The sequence below is a fragment of the Rhodococcus pseudokoreensis genome (genome assembly GCF_017068395.1).
Taxonomy (GTDB): domain Bacteria; phylum Actinomycetota; class Actinomycetes; order Mycobacteriales; family Mycobacteriaceae; genus Rhodococcus_F; species Rhodococcus_F pseudokoreensis.
Window position 1 is genome coordinate 722,005 of record NZ_CP070619.1, and the last position, 15,326, is coordinate 737,330.

General features: G+C 70.1%; 15 protein-coding genes. 3 read left to right on the plus strand and 12 right to left on the minus strand.

Annotation, left to right across the window (positions count from 1 at the left end; genetic code table 11):
• Nucleotides 1-72: 72 nt before the first annotated feature.
• The gene (locus JWS13_RS08785; RefSeq protein ID WP_015890224.1) at nt 73-735 is read right to left on the minus strand and encodes a response regulator; all 663 of its coding nucleotides are present in this window, start codon (nt 733-735) and stop codon (nt 73-75) included.
• A 9-nt stretch (nt 736-744) separates the two neighbouring features.
• Entirely contained in the window at nt 745-1,941 is a 1,197-nt protein-coding gene (locus JWS13_RS08790) for a sensor histidine kinase (protein ID WP_206005298.1), read from the minus strand.
• Nucleotides 1,942-2,080: 139 nt separating this feature from the next.
• Here JWS13_RS08790 and JWS13_RS08795 point away from each other — a divergent pair, with 139 nt between their 5' ends.
• Nucleotides 2,081-2,722: a hypothetical protein gene (locus JWS13_RS08795; RefSeq protein ID WP_206005299.1), complete on the plus strand. Its 642-nt coding sequence runs from the start codon at nt 2,081-2,083 to the stop codon at nt 2,720-2,722.
• Nucleotides 2,719-4,170, plus strand: a complete 1,452-nt coding sequence (locus JWS13_RS08800) for an alpha/beta-hydrolase family protein (RefSeq protein ID WP_206005300.1) — start codon at nt 2,719-2,721, stop codon at nt 4,168-4,170. Before JWS13_RS08795 ends, JWS13_RS08800 begins: the two co-directional genes overlap by 4 nt.
• Here the strand turns inward: JWS13_RS08800 and gatA are convergent.
• The 3 genes from gatA to JWS13_RS08815 form a co-directional block, all read right to left on the minus strand.
• On the minus strand, nt 4,167-5,648 hold the full coding sequence (gene gatA / locus JWS13_RS08805; RefSeq protein WP_206005301.1) for an Asp-tRNA(Asn)/Glu-tRNA(Gln) amidotransferase subunit GatA: 1,482 nt from the start codon (nt 5,646-5,648) through the stop codon (nt 4,167-4,169). The two genes, JWS13_RS08800 and gatA, sit on opposite strands and share 4 nt — an antisense overlap.
• Entirely contained in the window at nt 5,645-5,944 is a 300-nt protein-coding gene (gene gatC, locus JWS13_RS08810; protein ID WP_005240352.1) for an Asp-tRNA(Asn)/Glu-tRNA(Gln) amidotransferase subunit GatC, read from the minus strand. The genes gatA and gatC overlap by 4 nt, the downstream gene beginning before the upstream one ends.
• A 75-nt stretch (nt 5,945-6,019) precedes the next feature.
• Entirely contained in the window at nt 6,020-6,577 is a 558-nt protein-coding gene (locus JWS13_RS08815) for an antibiotic biosynthesis monooxygenase (protein WP_206005302.1), read from the minus strand.
• A gap of 204 nt (nt 6,578-6,781) precedes the next feature.
• Between JWS13_RS08815 and JWS13_RS08820 the strand changes: the two genes are divergently transcribed.
• Nucleotides 6,782-7,432, plus strand: a complete 651-nt coding sequence (locus JWS13_RS08820) for an ACT domain-containing protein (RefSeq protein WP_025432327.1) — start codon at nt 6,782-6,784, stop codon at nt 7,430-7,432.
• 68 nt (nt 7,433-7,500) lie between these two features.
• Here the strand turns inward: JWS13_RS08820 and JWS13_RS08825 are convergent, their stop codons facing one another.
• The 7 genes from JWS13_RS08825 to JWS13_RS08855 are packed head-to-tail and all read right to left on the minus strand — an operon-like array spanning nt 7,501 to nt 15,283.
• Nucleotides 7,501-7,989 (minus strand): GNAT family N-acetyltransferase, encoded by a 489-nt coding sequence (locus JWS13_RS08825; RefSeq protein ID WP_087556591.1) that lies wholly within the window; start codon nt 7,987-7,989, stop codon nt 7,501-7,503.
• Nucleotides 7,990-8,046: 57 nt separating this feature from the next.
• Nucleotides 8,047-10,137, minus strand: coding sequence for an NAD-dependent DNA ligase LigA (gene ligA / locus JWS13_RS08830; protein ID WP_206005303.1), 2,091 nt, complete (start codon nt 10,135-10,137; stop codon nt 8,047-8,049).
• Between the two features lie 41 nt (nt 10,138-10,178).
• Complete coding sequence (locus tag JWS13_RS08835) at nt 10,179-11,201, minus strand: methionine synthase (RefSeq protein ID WP_206005304.1); 1,023 nt, start codon at nt 11,199-11,201, stop codon at nt 10,179-10,181.
• Complete coding sequence (gene mnmA / locus JWS13_RS08840; protein WP_206005305.1) at nt 11,198-12,292, minus strand: tRNA 2-thiouridine(34) synthase MnmA; 1,095 nt, start codon at nt 12,290-12,292, stop codon at nt 11,198-11,200. The genes JWS13_RS08835 and mnmA overlap by 4 nt, the downstream gene beginning before the upstream one ends.
• Nucleotides 12,292-13,512 (minus strand): cysteine desulfurase family protein, encoded by a 1,221-nt coding sequence (locus JWS13_RS08845; RefSeq protein WP_206005306.1) that lies wholly within the window; start codon nt 13,510-13,512, stop codon nt 12,292-12,294. The genes mnmA and JWS13_RS08845 overlap by 1 nt, the downstream gene beginning before the upstream one ends.
• Nucleotides 13,513-13,529: 17 nt before the next feature.
• Nucleotides 13,530-14,453 carry a lysophospholipid acyltransferase family protein gene (locus JWS13_RS08850; protein ID WP_206005307.1) on the minus strand — a complete coding sequence of 308 codons (924 nt, stop codon included), beginning with the start codon at nt 14,451-14,453 and terminating at the stop codon, nt 13,530-13,532.
• Complete coding sequence (locus JWS13_RS08855) at nt 14,450-15,283, minus strand: GNAT family N-acetyltransferase (protein WP_206005308.1); 834 nt, start codon at nt 15,281-15,283, stop codon at nt 14,450-14,452. The genes JWS13_RS08850 and JWS13_RS08855 overlap by 4 nt, the downstream gene beginning before the upstream one ends.
• Nucleotides 15,284-15,326 lie beyond the last annotated feature (43 nt).

Below are 15,326 nucleotides of genomic sequence, written 5' to 3' on the forward strand. Positions count from 1 at the left end.
TGGTGATGGTGGTTCTCATTAGACATCTTGCCGCCCGAAACGTGTTCGAGCACCTCGGATCGGCCGGTTCGGTCAGCCGGGTGTGACGAGACCGCTCTCGTAGGCCAGGACCACCGCCTGCGCCCGGTCGCGCAGGTCCAGTTTGGACAGCACCTTGCCGACATGCGTCTTGACGGTCTGCTCGGCGACGAACAGTCGTTCCGCGATCTCGGTGTTGGACATGCCGCGGGCGATCAGCTCGAGCACCTCGCGTTCGCGGGGCGTCAGCGCCGACAGCGCGGCCGGTTTGCGGCGCGCGGTGCTCCGGCGGCTGGTCACGTCGGCGATGAGACGCCGGGTGACGGTCGGCGCGAGGAGTGCCTCGCCGTCGGCGACCACCCGCACCGCGCGGATGAGTTCCTCCGCGGGCGCGTCCTTGAGCATGAAACCGCTGGCCCCGATGCTCAGCGCCTCGTACACGTAGTCGTCCACGTCGAACGTCGTGAGCATGAGCACCCGCACCGGCGGATCGAACCCCGCCGACAGGATGACGCGGGCGGCGTCGAGTCCGTTCATCTCCGGCATGCGCACGTCCATCAGGACCACGTCGGGTCGCAGGCGCTTCACCTCGCTCACCGCCACCGCCCCGTCCGGGGCGTCACCGATGACACTGATGTCGGGCTGGGAGGCGAGCAGGGCTCCGAAACCCTGCCGGACCATAGCCTGGTCGTCGGCGATGAATACGGTGATGGCCACGCCGCCAGCCTAGGCGGAGGCGACCGGGAACTCGGCGTGGACCTCGAATCCACCGTTGTCGTGCAGGTGCGTGGAGAGGACGCCGCCGACCGCCTGCGCACGTTCGCGCATCCCGATGATGCCGTTGCCGCCGGTCGACTCGTGCCTGGTCAGGGCCGAGACGAGGCTCCGCCGCGGCGGGCCGTTGACGATCGACACGGACGCGATCGGCGTCTCGTACGCAATCTGCACCTCGACCGCGGCGCCCGCCGCGTGCCGGGCCGTGTTGGCGAGGGACTCCTGCAGGATGCGGTACATCACCAGCCCCACCGACTCCGACACGTGCCGCGGGTCGCCGTCGACGTGCCAGGAGACGGGGATGCCGGCCCGGCGGCTGCCCTCGAGCAGCTCGCTGATCTGCTGGACCCCGGGCTGCGGCGCGTGCTCGGCCACCTGGCCGTCGCTGCGCAACACACCGAGGAGTCCGCGCACCTCGTTCAGCGCGGCGCGGCCCGCGGCTCCGATCGATTCGAACTCGGCCCGCGTCTCGTCCGACATGCCCGCGATGCGGTACGGCGCGCTCTGCGCCTGCACCACGACCATCGACATGTGGTGCGCGACGACGTCGTGCAGGTCCCGGGCGATGCGCGCCTTCTCCTCGAGGATCGTCCTGCGGGTGCGCTCGAGTTCGCTCAGCTCCTCCTGCTGCGCGAGTTGCCGCCGGGACAGCACCAGCCACCGGATCAGCAGGCCGAACACGACGATGGCGGTCAGTCCCACGGCCCACCCGCGACCGTTGGTGCCCGGGGTGTCGGCGAGGAACAGGAGAACGGTGGAGATCCATGCCACTCCCACTACCGGGATCGCGGCGCGCATGCTGACCGCGGCCAGCAGGGCGAGCATCACCAGGATGTGGACCACCTGCCAGGGGTAGTCGTAGCCGTCCTGCAGCGCGAAGACGCGCGGGATCACCAGCGCCGAGATCGCGGAGATCGCCCAGGCCAGCGCCGGGTTCGACCGGATGAGCAGGAACGGGAACGTCGCGAGCGCCGCCACGAACGGTTGAATCGGAGGACTGACCTGGTGGGTCAGCTGCAGGGTCGGCCACGCCACGGCGAACAGGATCGCCGTGACCACGACGATTGCCACGTTCAGCCACTGGCCTTCGGCGGCTCTCCGGATGCGCGTCTTCGTCTTCACACCCTCGACAGTAGAAACACAGGTCACGGCGTGTCCTCATACCCCGGACTCACGTCGGCCTAGTACCGGAGTATGAGATCGGAGCCCTCTCCCCCCACGAGGCCAGTCATCGAACCGGACCCGGGAGTGATGTGGCTGCGCAACACGAATTCATAACGTCGTCGTCATGCGAACGACGGGGACACGGAGAACGACTTGGGCCGCGGTGGCGTGCGCGGCCACCGCGCTACTGACCACCACAGGATTCGCCGGCACCGGCGCGGCGAGCACGCCCCGTCACGAGAACGCCGCCGCGTCCGCCGCGGTGCGCACGCTCACGACACCGGCGACGCTCTCCGAGGACTCCATTCCCGACGACTTCGCATCGGTGATGGGGTACACACCGGTGCGGATCGACGGCATGCTCGCCAACCCCGGCGGAGACTGCTCCTCCCCCGTCCCGCTGCCGCTCGAGTTCGACACCGCGTGCAAGGCCCACGACCTCGGCTACGACCTCCTGCGATATGCATCGCGGTCCGGCGAGGATCTCGGCCCCTGGGCGCGGCAGTCGCTCGACACGCAACTGGATCAGCGGATGCACTCCGCGTGCGACACCCGACTCGACGAGCAGGCGCGGGCGCAGTGCTTCGTGATGGCCAACATCGCGACCACCGCGGTCACCGGAAACAGCTGGCGTCAAGGCTATTCGACGCCGGTCACCGAAGCCGGGCTCCCGTACGCGCTGGCCGGCGCCGCCGGCGCCGCACTGCTCGCAGGCGCGGCCTGGTCGATCCGCCGCCGCCCGCGTCCGGTCGGGGCGATCGCATGACCACTGCGGCTCTGTCCGGTCCCGGACGGAGCCCGGCGCACTCCCGGTCGCGTACCGCGCCGAACGCCCTGCGCCGCACACTGACCACGACGATTCCGATCTCCGCGCTCCCCCGCACCTCCTCCACGATCGCCGTCACCACCGCGACACTCGCGTCGCTCGCCCCCTCTCTGCTCCCCCGCAGTGCGCTGACGCAGGCACTGTTCACCGGATTCCTCGCCGCGGTCGGCTTCGGGATCCTCGTCCTCGCCCGCCTGCTGCGGCGACTCGTCACGCGTTCACACCCCCGTCACCCTCCGCGGGACTCGGTGCGTCTGCTGGTCCTGATCGGCGCCATGATCGTGGTGACGTGGGCGATCGTGCTCGCCGACCACTGGCAGGATTCGCTGCGCGCCGCCATGGGTATGCCGGGCATCGGGCCGGACCACTGGATGCAGGCGATCCTCGGGGCGGCGCTGACGTTCGTGCTGTTCGCCGGCATCGGCAGCGTCGTCGCCGCGGTCGCCCGTCGCCTCGGCTGGATCGGCAGCGCCACCACCGCGGTCGTTCTCGCGACCGGGCTGCAACTGGTCGCCGGACCCGCGCTGTGGGGGATGATGTCCCGTTCCTACAGCGACTCCAACGCGCTCGTCGACGTGTCCCTGCACCGGCCGGTGTCGGCCGAATCGTCCGGCGGCCCGGAGTCCGAGATCAGCTGGGAGTCGCTCGGGCGCCAGGGACGGCGGTTCGTGGCGGCGGGCGAGCAGTCGGCCGCCATCCGCACCTATGTGGGAATGGATTCGGCCCCCGACGTCGAATCTCGTGCGGCACTGGCGGTCTCGGAGCTGGAACGGGCGGGCGGGTTCACCCGGTCCGCCATCGTCGTCACGGTGCCCACCGGCTCGGGGTGGATCGACGAGAACGCGGCCGAAGGATTCGAGGAACGCTTCGCCGACGATGTCGCGATCGTCGGCATGCAGTACTCGTATCTGCCGAGCTGGATCACGTTCGTGTTCGGACGTTCCGCCGCGGACGACTCGGCGGCAGCACTGTTCGACGCCGTCGCCGAGCGGATCGCCGACCTACCCGACATCCTGCGCCCGGCGCTCTACGTCTACGGCCAGAGCCTCGGATCCGTGGGCGGCAGTGCAATTTTCACCGACGCCGACCAACTCCGGGAACGCGTCTGCGGCGCATTGTGGGCGGGCCCACCCGCCGGCTCCGTGCTGACGGACGGCGCGACGGTGCTGGCGAACACGTCCGATCCGGTGGTGTGGTGGTCCCCCGACCTGATCCTGCACCGGCCCGACCTCTCGCTCGCAGTACGCGATGCGCCGGTCCCCCAATGGATTCCGGGCATCACGTTCCTGCAGACGAGTGTCGACCTGGTATCCGCGCTGAACTTCGCGTCCGGGCACGGACACCGCTACGGCAGCGAGCAGGGCACCGCCCTGCCCGACTGCCCCTAGCTCGGCGAGCCGATCGGACCGCGCGCGGCCTCGTAGGCGGCGCCGACCCGGTACAGCCGCTCGTCGGCCAGCGCGGGAGCCATGATCTGCAGTCCCACCGGCAGACCGTCGTCCGCGGACAGCCCCGACGGAACCGACATCGCGCAGTGCCCGGCCAGGTTGGTGGGCAGCGTGCACAGGTCCGACAGATACATCGCGAGCGGGTCGCCGACCTTCTCGCCCAGCTTCCACGGCGTGAACGGACTGGTGGGCGACACCAGGACGTCCACCTTCTCGTAGGCCTTGTCGAAGTCCCGGGCGATGAGCGTCCGCACCTTGAGCGCCTGACCGTAGTAGGCGTCGTAGTAGCCGGACGACAGCGCGTAGGTGCCGATCATGATGCGACGCTTGACCTCCGGGCCGAAGCCGGCGGCACGCGTCGCGGCCATCACCTGGTCGGCGCTCATGTCGCCCTGGTCGATGCGCAGCCCGTACCGCATGGCGTCGAAGCGAGCGAGGTTCGACGACACCTCGCTCGGCAGGATGAGGTAGTACGACGCGAGCGCGTACTCGAAGTTGGGGCACGACACCTCGACGACCTCGGCACCGAGTTCGGTGAGTTGCGCGACAGCGGCATCGAACGAGGAGATGACGCCGGGCTGGTAGCTGTCGGAGTGCAGTTCCTTGACCACACCGACCTTCACGCCCTTCAGGTTGCCGCCGGCGCCCTCACGCGCGGCCGCCACCACGGGACGCACGGGCGCGTCGATCGACGTGGAGTCGCGCGGGTCGTGCCCGGCGATGACCTCGTGCAGCAGTGCGGTGTCGAGCACCGTGCGGCCGCACGGACCACCCTGGTCGAGCGAGGACGCGCAGGCGACGAGACCGAACCGGGACACCGTGCCGTACGTCGGCTTGGTGCCGACCGTCGCCGTGACGGCGGCGGGCTGGCGGATCGAGCCACCGGTGTCGGTGCCGATCGCGAGCGGGGCCTGCCGGGACGCGAGTGCCGCAGCACTGCCTCCGCCCGAGCCGCCCGGGATGCGGGTGGTGTCCCACGGGTTGCGGGTGGGTCCGTACGCGGAGTTCTCGGTGGACGACCCCATCGCGAACTCGTCGAGGTTGGTCTTACCCAGGATCGGGATGCCGGCCTCGCGCAGCTTCTTCGTCAGCGTCGCGTCGTACGGCGCGATCCAGCCTTCGAGGATCTTCGACGCGCACGTGGTGGGCATGTCAGTGGTGGTGAAGATGTCCTTTAGCGCCAACGGAACTCCCGCGAGCGGGGAAGCGGGCGCATTACCCGCGGCGAGGCTGCTGTCCACCTCCTTCGCCGACACGAGGGCCTGCTCGCCTGCCACGTGCAGGAAGGCGTTCAGCTCTCCGTCGACCGCGGCGATGCGGTCCAGATGCGCCTGGGTGACCTCGACGGACGACACCTCACGGCTGTGGATCTTCGACGCGAGATCTGCGGCGTCGAGAGTAGTCAGATCGGCGCTCATTCGCCCTCTCCAAGAATCTGCGGGACGGCGAAACGATCCTGCTCTACGGCCGGCGCGCCGGACAGCGCCTGCTCGGGCGTCAGGCCGGGAACGATCACGTCGGGACGGGTCACGTTGGTGACGGCGTTCGGGTTCGCCATCGGCGGAACATCCTCGGCGGGCACCTCGGTGACCACCTTCACGTGGCTGAGAATCGAGTCCAGCTGACCGGCGAACTCGTCGAGCTCGGCATCGGTCAGGGCGAGTCGAGACAGCCGCGCGAGGTGCGCGACCTCGTCACGGGAGATGGCAGGCACCGCGGGGCCCCTTTCGGTTCGGACGTACACATTCGGACGTACACAAGTGGGTCCCAGCCTAGAGCAGTGGTCGGATCAGCCGTGCAGCCAGCGCCGCAACCTGGCCGTCAGGAACGGCAGAACCACGAAGACCATCACCGGAGTCGTGAGCACCGTCGCCACCGCGGTGCGGGTCACCACATCCAGAGCCGCCAGCCGGGGAGTGACGAACATCGCGACGAGCAGCGAGATCGGGAAGAACCCGAGCCAGATCGTGACCGCCTGCTTCCACCGCGGCGGTGGGGTGCTGACCCGCACGGCGTGGGTGAGCGTCGACTGCGGTTCGAACCAGCCCTCCACCCCGGTCAGCCGGTGCGTCACCGTGTCCTGCGCGAGACCCGTCCCCCGCCCCACCCACACCTTCCGCGCAGGCGAGGTGGTCCACGCGTCGAGTGTGTGCTCGTCCGCGAACCGGTACACCACGTGATACTGCTCGGGGTCGGACGCCGCGCGCAGCCAGCCCCCGCCGAGGAACCCCGGGAACGTGCCCGCCATCGCCATCCCGGCGTCCGTCCAGCGCAGGAACTCCTGCTCGCGGCCCGCCGCCACCCGCCTCGAGACGGACGTCGTCACTCCCGTTGCCGTGGTGTTCATGCACCCATGTTTGGGCCATCGTGTTTCGCGCACGAGGCGAATCCGTATCGGCGATGTCACGAATCGAGCGCGACCTGCGAGTCCCCGTTCCGACCCGGGCGAACCCGCAGGGGGGACCGCATACTCGGGAACGAAAGTGCAAGGATGGTGAGCGACGGGGGTCGCAGGTACTCCCGCGTCTATCTCGTGGTGAAAGGGACGCACGTGTCGTATCTGCTTCGCGTCCAGCTCCCCGACCGTCCCGGTAGCCTCGGCTCTCTCGCCGTCGCCCTGGGCTCGGTGGGTGCTGACATTCTGTCGCTCGACGTGGTGGAACGGGGTGCCGGATTCGCCATCGACGACCTCGTCGTCGATGTCGAGCCGGGATCGCTCCCCGACACCCTCATCACGGCCGCCGAGAACCTGCCCGGCGTCACCGTCGACTCCATCCGGCCGTACGCCGGAATACTCGACACCCACCGCGAGCTCGAACTCATCGACCAGGTCGCCACAGCCGCGGACGATCGACTGCAGGTCCTCGTCGACGGCGCCCCTCGGGTGCTCCGGGTCGGCTGGTCCGTGGTCGCCGATCTCGGCCCGCACGGCGCATACCGGGTGGTCGGCAGCTCGGGAGCGCCCGAGACGCACGCCACCGAGATCCCGTGGATGCCGCTGGAGAAGCCGACCGCGCTCGACGGCGAGGGCGACTGGGTGCCGCAGGTGTGGCGCGACATGAACACCACACTCGCCGCGGCTCCCCTCGGGACCACCGGCCGCGTGCTGATGCTCGGCCGCCCCGGCGGCCCGGAGTTCCGTCCGTCCGAGATCGCCCGGCTGGGCTACCTCGCCGGCATCATCGCGACGGTGCTGAGCTGAGCGCCGCCCCGGGCCGAAGGTCCGGGGCCGGAAGGTTCGGGGCCGGGCGGTCCGGGTCTGGGGTCGCCTCAGACGAGTTCGCGGACCAGGACGGTGAGCTCGACACCCGGGACGGGCGCCCAATTACGGTCGGGCACAGGCACGAAACCGTTGCGGTCGTAGATGCGGCGGGCGTCTTCCATGTCCGGCTGGGTCGACATCACCACAGCGCGGTCGCCGCGGTCGTAGGCCGTGTCGAGCACGTGCCGCACGAGCGCCGACCCGACGCCGGAACCGCGGGCGTCGGGTGACACGGCGAGCATCCGGAATTCGAGTTCCCCCGGCTGCGCGACGTCCGCGTACGGGGACGCGGGTTCCGCGATCGTGACGGAACCCACGACCCGGCCCTCCATCACCGCCACCCGGACCTCCGCCTTGTCCGCCCGTTCAGCGGTGTCGCGCAACCGGTTCGTGTACGGATCGTGTGCCTCGACGTGTCCGCCGCCCACGTAGGCGATCACCGTGAGGTCGCTGACGGCCTCGTACTCGTCCGGTGTCGCATTCCGAATCTCGATCATGTCCAGAACTATGACAGGACAGCTCACGCCGCCCCAAACTCGAGCGTGAGGTTCCCGTCACACTCCCGAATCCGCGACCGCGTCCGGTCCACCCTCCAGCAACCGGCGGAACCCGTCCTCGTCGAGGACCGGCACACCGAGTTCGACGGCCTTGTCGTGCTTCGACCCCGGGGATTCGCCTGCCACCACGAACGCCGTCTTCTTCGACACCGAACCCGCGGCCTTGCCGCCCCGGACGAGGATCGCCTCCTTCGCCTGATCGCGGGAGAACGTCTCGAGCGAACCCGTGACGACGATCGACAGTCCCTCGAGGTTGCGCGGAATCGATTCGTCGCGTTCGTCTTCCATGCGCACACCGGCCGCCGACCACTTGTCGACGATCTGCCGGTGCCAGTCGACGCCGAACCATTCGACGACGGCCGCGGCGATGGTGCCACCGACCCCGTCGACGGCCGCGAGTTCCTCGACGGAGCTCTCCCGGATCCGGTCGAGCGACCCGAACTCGCCCGCGAGCGCACGCGCCGCCGTGGGACCGACGTGGCGGATCGACAGGGCGACCAGCACCCGCCACAGCGGCTTGTCCTTGGCGGAATCGAGATTGTCGAGCAGCCTGCGGCCGTTGGCCGACAGCCCGCCGGCCTTGGTCCGGAACAGCGTCGTCTTCAGCAGGTCGTCCTCGGTGAGCGAGAACAGGTCGCCCTCGTCGCCGATCGCCTTCGCTTCGAGCAGGCTCGTCGCGGCCTCGTAGCCGAGCACCTCGATGTCGAACGCACCGCGACCCGCGACGTGGAACACGCGTTCCCGAAGCTGCGCGGGGCAGTACTGCTGGTTGGGGCAGCGAATGTCCGCGTCACCCTCCTTGGCGGGGGCCAGCGGCGTGTCGCACTCCGGGCAGTTCGCCGGCATCACGAACTCGTACTCGTCGCCGGTCCTGGCGTCCACCACGGGCCCGAGGACCTCGGGGATCACGTCGCCGGCCTTGCGCAGCACCACCGTGTCGCCGATCAGCACGCCCTTGCGCTTGACCTCGGAGCCGTTGTGCAGGGTGGCGAGGGAGACGGTGGACCCGGCGACCGTGACCGGTTCCATGTAGGCGAACGGAGTGACCCGGCCGGTGCGGCCGACGTTGACCCGGATGTCGAGGAGCTTGGTGGTGGCCTCCTCCGGCGGGTACTTGTACGCGATCGCCCAGCGCGGCGCGCGCGACGTGGACCCCAGTCGGCGTTGCAGCGACGTCTCGTCGACCTTGACGACCAGGCCGTCGATCTCGTGCTCCACGTCGTGCCGGTGCTCGCCCCAGTACTGCACCCGGTCCACGACGGCGTCCGCGCCGGTGACGCGGACGGTGTGGGTGGACACGGGCAGGCCCCACGCCGCCAGCGCGGTGTACGCGTCGTACTGGGAGGCAGGCTCGAATCCTTCGCTCCGGCCGAGGCCGTGGCAGATCATCCCGAGGCGCCTGCGGGCCGTGACGGCCGGATTCTTCTGCCGGAGCGACCCGGCCGCGGAGTTGCGGGGATTCGCGAACGGCGCCTTGCCCTCCTCGACGAGCGCCGCGTTGAGCGCCGCGAAGTCCTCGAGCCGGAAGAACACCTCGCCGCGCACCTCGAGGAGCGCAGGAACCGGGTATTCGTCTGTGCCGGTGAGCTTTTCCGGGATATCGTCGATGGTCCGGGCGTTGAGCGTCACTTCCTCACCGGTCCGGCCGTCGCCGCGGGTGGCGGCGCGGACGAGTCTGCCGTTCTCGTACACCAGATTCAGCGCGACGCCGTCGATCTTCACCTCGCACAGGTAGTGCAGGTCGGGGCCGGTCTCCTGCTCCACCCGGCTGATCCAGGTGCGCAGTTCGTCGGTCGCGAAGACGTTGTCGAGGCTCAGCATCCGCTCGAGGTGATCGGCGGAGGCGAAGTCGGTGGCGAATCCGCCGCCGACGAGCTGGGTCGGCGAATCCGGCGTCCGCAGGTCGGGGTACTGGTTCTCGAGGTCGTTCAGCTCGCCCAGCAGCACGTCGAACTCTCCGTCGGAGATGATGGGCGCGTCGCGGACGTAGTAGCGGAACTGGTGCTGCCGCACTTCCTCGGCCAGCTCGTTCCAGTGCTCCCGGACGGGTCCGGGGGCCGGTGTCGGGGCTTCGGTCGATTCACTCACCATCGAAGATTAACCGGTCCGGCCGACACCGAACCCCGGACTCAGAGCGATTCGGGGTCGTCGGTGAACGCGCTGCTCACCTCGGCGCACAACTTCAGCGCGTCGCGGCTCCAGGACGCGTCGGCGCCCGCGAGTCCGCAGGCCGGTGTCACGGCGACCTGGGTCCGCAGCGTCGTGCGCGGGAATCCGAGCCGGTCGATCAGCGTCACCGCAGGTCGGGTGAGGTCGCGCCAGGTGGCGGGCACGGCGGGGGCGGTGGCCGGGATCAGCCCCAGCACCAGCTCCTTGCCCGCGTCGAGCAACTCGCCGATGCCGTCCAGGTCCGAAGGGGAAAGCTGCGACACATCCAGACCGACCGCGCGCGCACTGCTGCGCCGCAGCAGGTCGGTGGGCAGATCCGCGGAGCAGCAGTGCACCATGGTCACTCCGCCGGACCCGGCGAGGGCGGCCTCGAGCACCGCGAGCGCCTCCGGTTCCGGCATGGCCCGCACGGTCTCGAGCCTCGACCGACCGGACAGCGTGCCCGCCAGCACGGCGGGCAGTCGTGGCTCGTCGAACTGGATCAGCACCTGCGCACCGACACGCCGGGTGACCTCCGCGGCGTGCCGCGCGAGTCCTTCGCCCAGCGATTCGGCGAAGTCGCGCACCGCACCGGGGTCGGTGAGCACGCGCCTGCCGGTGCCGAGTTCCACCTCGGCCGCCAGCGTGAGAGGACCCACCGACTGCACCTTCACCACGTGATCGGCCCCGACGAGGCCCGCACTCTCCCATGCTTCTTCGAGCGCGTCGAGGTCCTGGTTCAGGAAGTCGGTCGCCCGCTTGGCCACCGAGCCGCGGCGCTGCACTACACGGTAGGCGGACGTGGACACGTCCAGTTGCAGATCCACGAGCAGGGCGCTGGCGCGGCCGATCATGTCGGCGCCGAGCCCGCGGGCGGGCAACTCCACCAGGTGCGGAAGTCTGCCGAGTTCGCCGAGAACGACGGTGGCGGCTTCGCGCGGATCCGCTCCGGGCCACGAGCCGACGCCGGTGACGGCACCGGCCAGTGAGATATCCTGCGTCACTGCGTGTTCGGACGCGCGTCGGTACCCGAGATGGTTCCGCTGCCCAGCACGATGTCGCCGGCCGGGTCGGTCCGGTACAGCACGACGGCCTGCCCCTTCGCGACACCGGTGAGCGGTTCGCGTAGCGAGATGCGGATACCGCCGTCGACGGCTTCCGCCACTGCGTCGGCGAGTCCGCCGTGCGCGCGCACCTGGACGGTGCATTCGATCGGTCCCGCCGGCGCGCTTCCGGACGTCCACACGGCGCGGTCCGCGGTGATCGCGTGCACTTCGAGGTCGCGTGCCGAACCGACACGGACGGTGCCGGTCTCGGGTTCGATCGACGTGACGTACCGCGGCTGCCCGTCGGCCGCGGGACCCTGGACGCCGAGGCCCTTCCGCTGTCCGATCGTGAACCCGTGCACGCCTTCGTGTTCCGCGAGCACCTCACCCGAATCGGCGTCGACCACACTGCCCGGGCGGATGCCGATGTGGGCGCCGAGGAATGCCCGTGTGTCACCGGACGGGATGAAGCAGATGTCGTGGCTGTCGGGCTTGTTCGCCACCGCGAGGCCGCGTGCGGCGGCCTCCTCCCGAATCTGGTCCTTCGGGGTGTCGCCGACGGGGAACATCGCCCGCGACAACTGCTCGGCCGTCAACACACCGAGCACGTACGACTGGTCCTTGTCCGCGTCGACGGCCCGGCGCAGCACACCGTCCTCGAGCTGCGCGTAGTGACCGGTGGCCACCGCGTCGAACCCGAGGGCGATCGCGCGGTCCGCGAGCGCCGCGAACTTGATCTTCTCGTTGCACCGCAGGCACGGGTTGGGCGTCTCCCCCGCCGCGAACGACGCCACGAAGTCGTCGATCACGTCTTCCTTGAAGCGGTCGGCGAAATCCCAGACGTAGAACGGGATTCCGAGCACGTCCGCGGCACGCCGGGCGTCACCGGCGTCCTCCTTGGAGCAGCAGCCCCGGGATCCGGTGCGCAGCGTGCCCGGCTCGGCGGACAGTGCGAGATGCACGCCCACCACGTCGTGTCCGGCAGCGACTGCCCGTGCCGCCGCCACGGCGGAATCCACACCGCCGCTCATGGCCGCCAGTACTCGCATCAACGATTCCCTCCACGCGCTCCGACACCGGCGAGCCCGGCGGCGCGGGCCCGCTCCACAACTTGCGGCAATGCCGCGACGACTGCATCCACGTCCGCGACCGTCGACGTGTGCCCGAACGAGAAGCGCAACGATCCGCGGGCGGTCGCGGCATCCACGCCCATCGCGGTCAGGACGTGACTCGGGCGGGCGACCCCGGCGGTACACGCCGAACCGGTCGAACACTCGATCCCGGCGGCGTCGAGCAGCATCAGCAGCGAATCGCCCTCGCATCCGGGGAACGTGAAGTGGGCGTTGCCCGGCAGTCGCGCGCTGCCGACCGGACCGTTCAGCACGGCGTCCGGGACGATCTCGCCGACGCGCTCGACGAGGCGGTCGCGCAAGACGGACAGTTCCGCGGCGCGGGAGTCGAGGTTCGCGGTCGCGTCGCGCAGCGCTGCTGCCATGCCGACGACACCGGCGGTGTCCGGGGTGCCCGAACGCAGATCGCGTTCGTGTCCCCCGCCGTGCAGCAACGGCGCACACGGGACCTGCCGTCCCAGCAGGAGCGCACCGACGCCCTGCGGTCCGCCGACCTTGTGCGCGGCAATGCTCAGTGCAGACAGCCCGCTCGCAGCGAAGTCCACGGGGATGTGTGTGACGGCCTGGACGGCGTCGCTGTGCATGGGCACGTCGAACTCGGCCGCCACCGCGGCGAGTTCGGTGATCGGCATGATCGTGCCGACCTCGTTGTTGGCCCACATAATCGTGACCAGGGCGGTCTCGTCTGCATGGACGGCGAGTTCGTCGCGCAGCGTCTGCGGCGACACCCGGCCCAATTCGTCGACGGGCAGCCACGTGACCTGTGCGCCCTCGTGCTTCTCGAGCCACTCCACCGCGTCGAGCACCGCATGATGCTCGACGGCACTGGCCAAAATCCGCACCCGGCCCGGGTCGGCGTCACGCCGCGCCCAGAAGATGCCCTTGACCGCGAGGTTGTCGCTCTCGGTGCCGCCGGAGGTGAAGATGACCTCGGACGGCCTGGCGCCGAGGTCGGCGGCGATGGACTCGCGGGCCTCCTCGATGCGACGGCGGGCGGCGCGCCCGGAACCGTGCAGCGAGGACGCATTGCCCACGGTACTGAAGATGTCGGTCATCGCCCGGACGGCCGCCGGCACCATGGGAGTGGTGGCTGCGTGGTCCAGGTAGACGGGGTGATCGGCACTGCGGGCAGAGGTCATGACGTGACCAGGATAGCTCAGGCGACGAGACGCTCCGCCGCCTCGATGCCCGCAGCCGCCGTCCCGACCGCACCCTGCAGCGGATCGACGATGTCGTGCGCTGCGAGATCGATGCGTTCGTCGCCTCGCGCGGCGCGTTCACATCGGGCCGCCAGATCCCGGCGGCATTCCCCCGGATACTCGATCGGTGCCAGCCGGACCTCGGCGTTGACACCCTTCTGGCGGATGATGCGCCGGATCGACCGGCCGATCGTCTCCTCGCCCACGAAGCACGGCCCGGTCGTCAGTTCCCCGCCCCGGCCGGTGTATCGCAGCGAGATCGGCTGGACCGGGCACTCCGCGTCGATCGCCGCCTGGAACAGCGCGGGCCGGAATCCGCCATACGCGCGTCCGCACCACGTGGTGCCCTCGGGGAACGCGACGACTCGTTCGCCGCCGCGCAGCCTGCCCGCCGTCGTCGCCACCGTGCCCGGCAGCGCCCGCAGGCTCTGCCGTTCGATCGGGACGACCCGCATCCGCCGGGCGAGCGAGCCCAGAACCGGCCAGTCCAGCAGATCGCCGCGGGCGACGAAGTTCGCCGGTGCGAGCGCGCTCAGTACCAGCACGTCGGTCCAGGACACGTGGCCGGCCACCACCAGAAGCCCGCCGTCGTGCCTGCGCTTTCCGCGGTGATCGACCACGACGAGGCGAATCCCGACGCAGCGCAACAGCATCGCCGCGTACCGACGCTGCAGTCCGGTCCGCCACGACCGCGGCAGCAACCATCCCGCGGTCAGGAGCGGCGCCGTCGCCAGCGCCGACACCACGAGGCACCACCGCACGACCACGGTCGGGATCGACACGGCGGTCGCCTCCGCGGGCAGGCATCCCGCACCGCACGGACTCGACGGCATCCACGAATGCACGGGCACCGCGGCCGTCTCCGACACGGCGGTGCTCATGCCTGTGCCCCCGCCTCGAGAGTGGCCGAAGCCGAACGCAGGCGGTCGAGGTAACGCTCGTTCGCCCCGTGCAGTCCCTGCAGGGCGACGAAGTCGGCGACTCCGAATTCCGGGTCGTGCGCGGGCTCGCCGCACACCGTGGCGCCGAGGCGCAGATATCCCCGGAGCAGCGGCGGCAGGACGGGGCGGGCGGGCGGGTCGATCTCGTCGAGTGACCGCCCGTCGACGCGCACCGGGTTCCGGGGCACGGCCCGGGAGGCCGGGTCGCTGCCGTGCTTGCAGAGCAGCAGATCACGCACGCCCCGGACGTTGGAACCGGCCACCGCGTCCGGGTGCTCCCGCATCGGCACGGAGACGCAGCCCATCACCCACTCGTATCCGGTCAACTGCAGGTAGTGCAGGATCCCGGCCCACATCAGGCTCAGGACCGAACCGGAACGGTGATCGGGGTCGACGCACGCCCGGCCCATCTCGACGATGCGGTTGCCGACGGGATCGAGTGCGGAGATGTCGAATTCGGTGGCGGTGTAATAGCCGCCGGCCTGGGCGGCGGCGTCGGGCGGGAGCATGCGGTAGCACCCGACGAATTCGCCGGTCTCCTCGTGCCGGACGAGGAGGTGGTCGCAGAAGTCGTCGAACCGGTCGGCGTCGAGGGCGTCCGCGTGCGCGGGGACGGAGAAACCGGGTTCGGAGGCGAACACGCGGTACCGCAACCGCTGAGCGGCCACGCGGTGTTCGCGGTCGGACGAGACCACCAGGGAGTATCTGGGTGCGGTTACAACAGAATCGGCGGTCTCACTCGGTGCGCGGAGAACTGACGAAGTTGTCATGGCGCAGGTTTACCGAGCAGGGGCGGCGCGGGGGCGTCGCCCG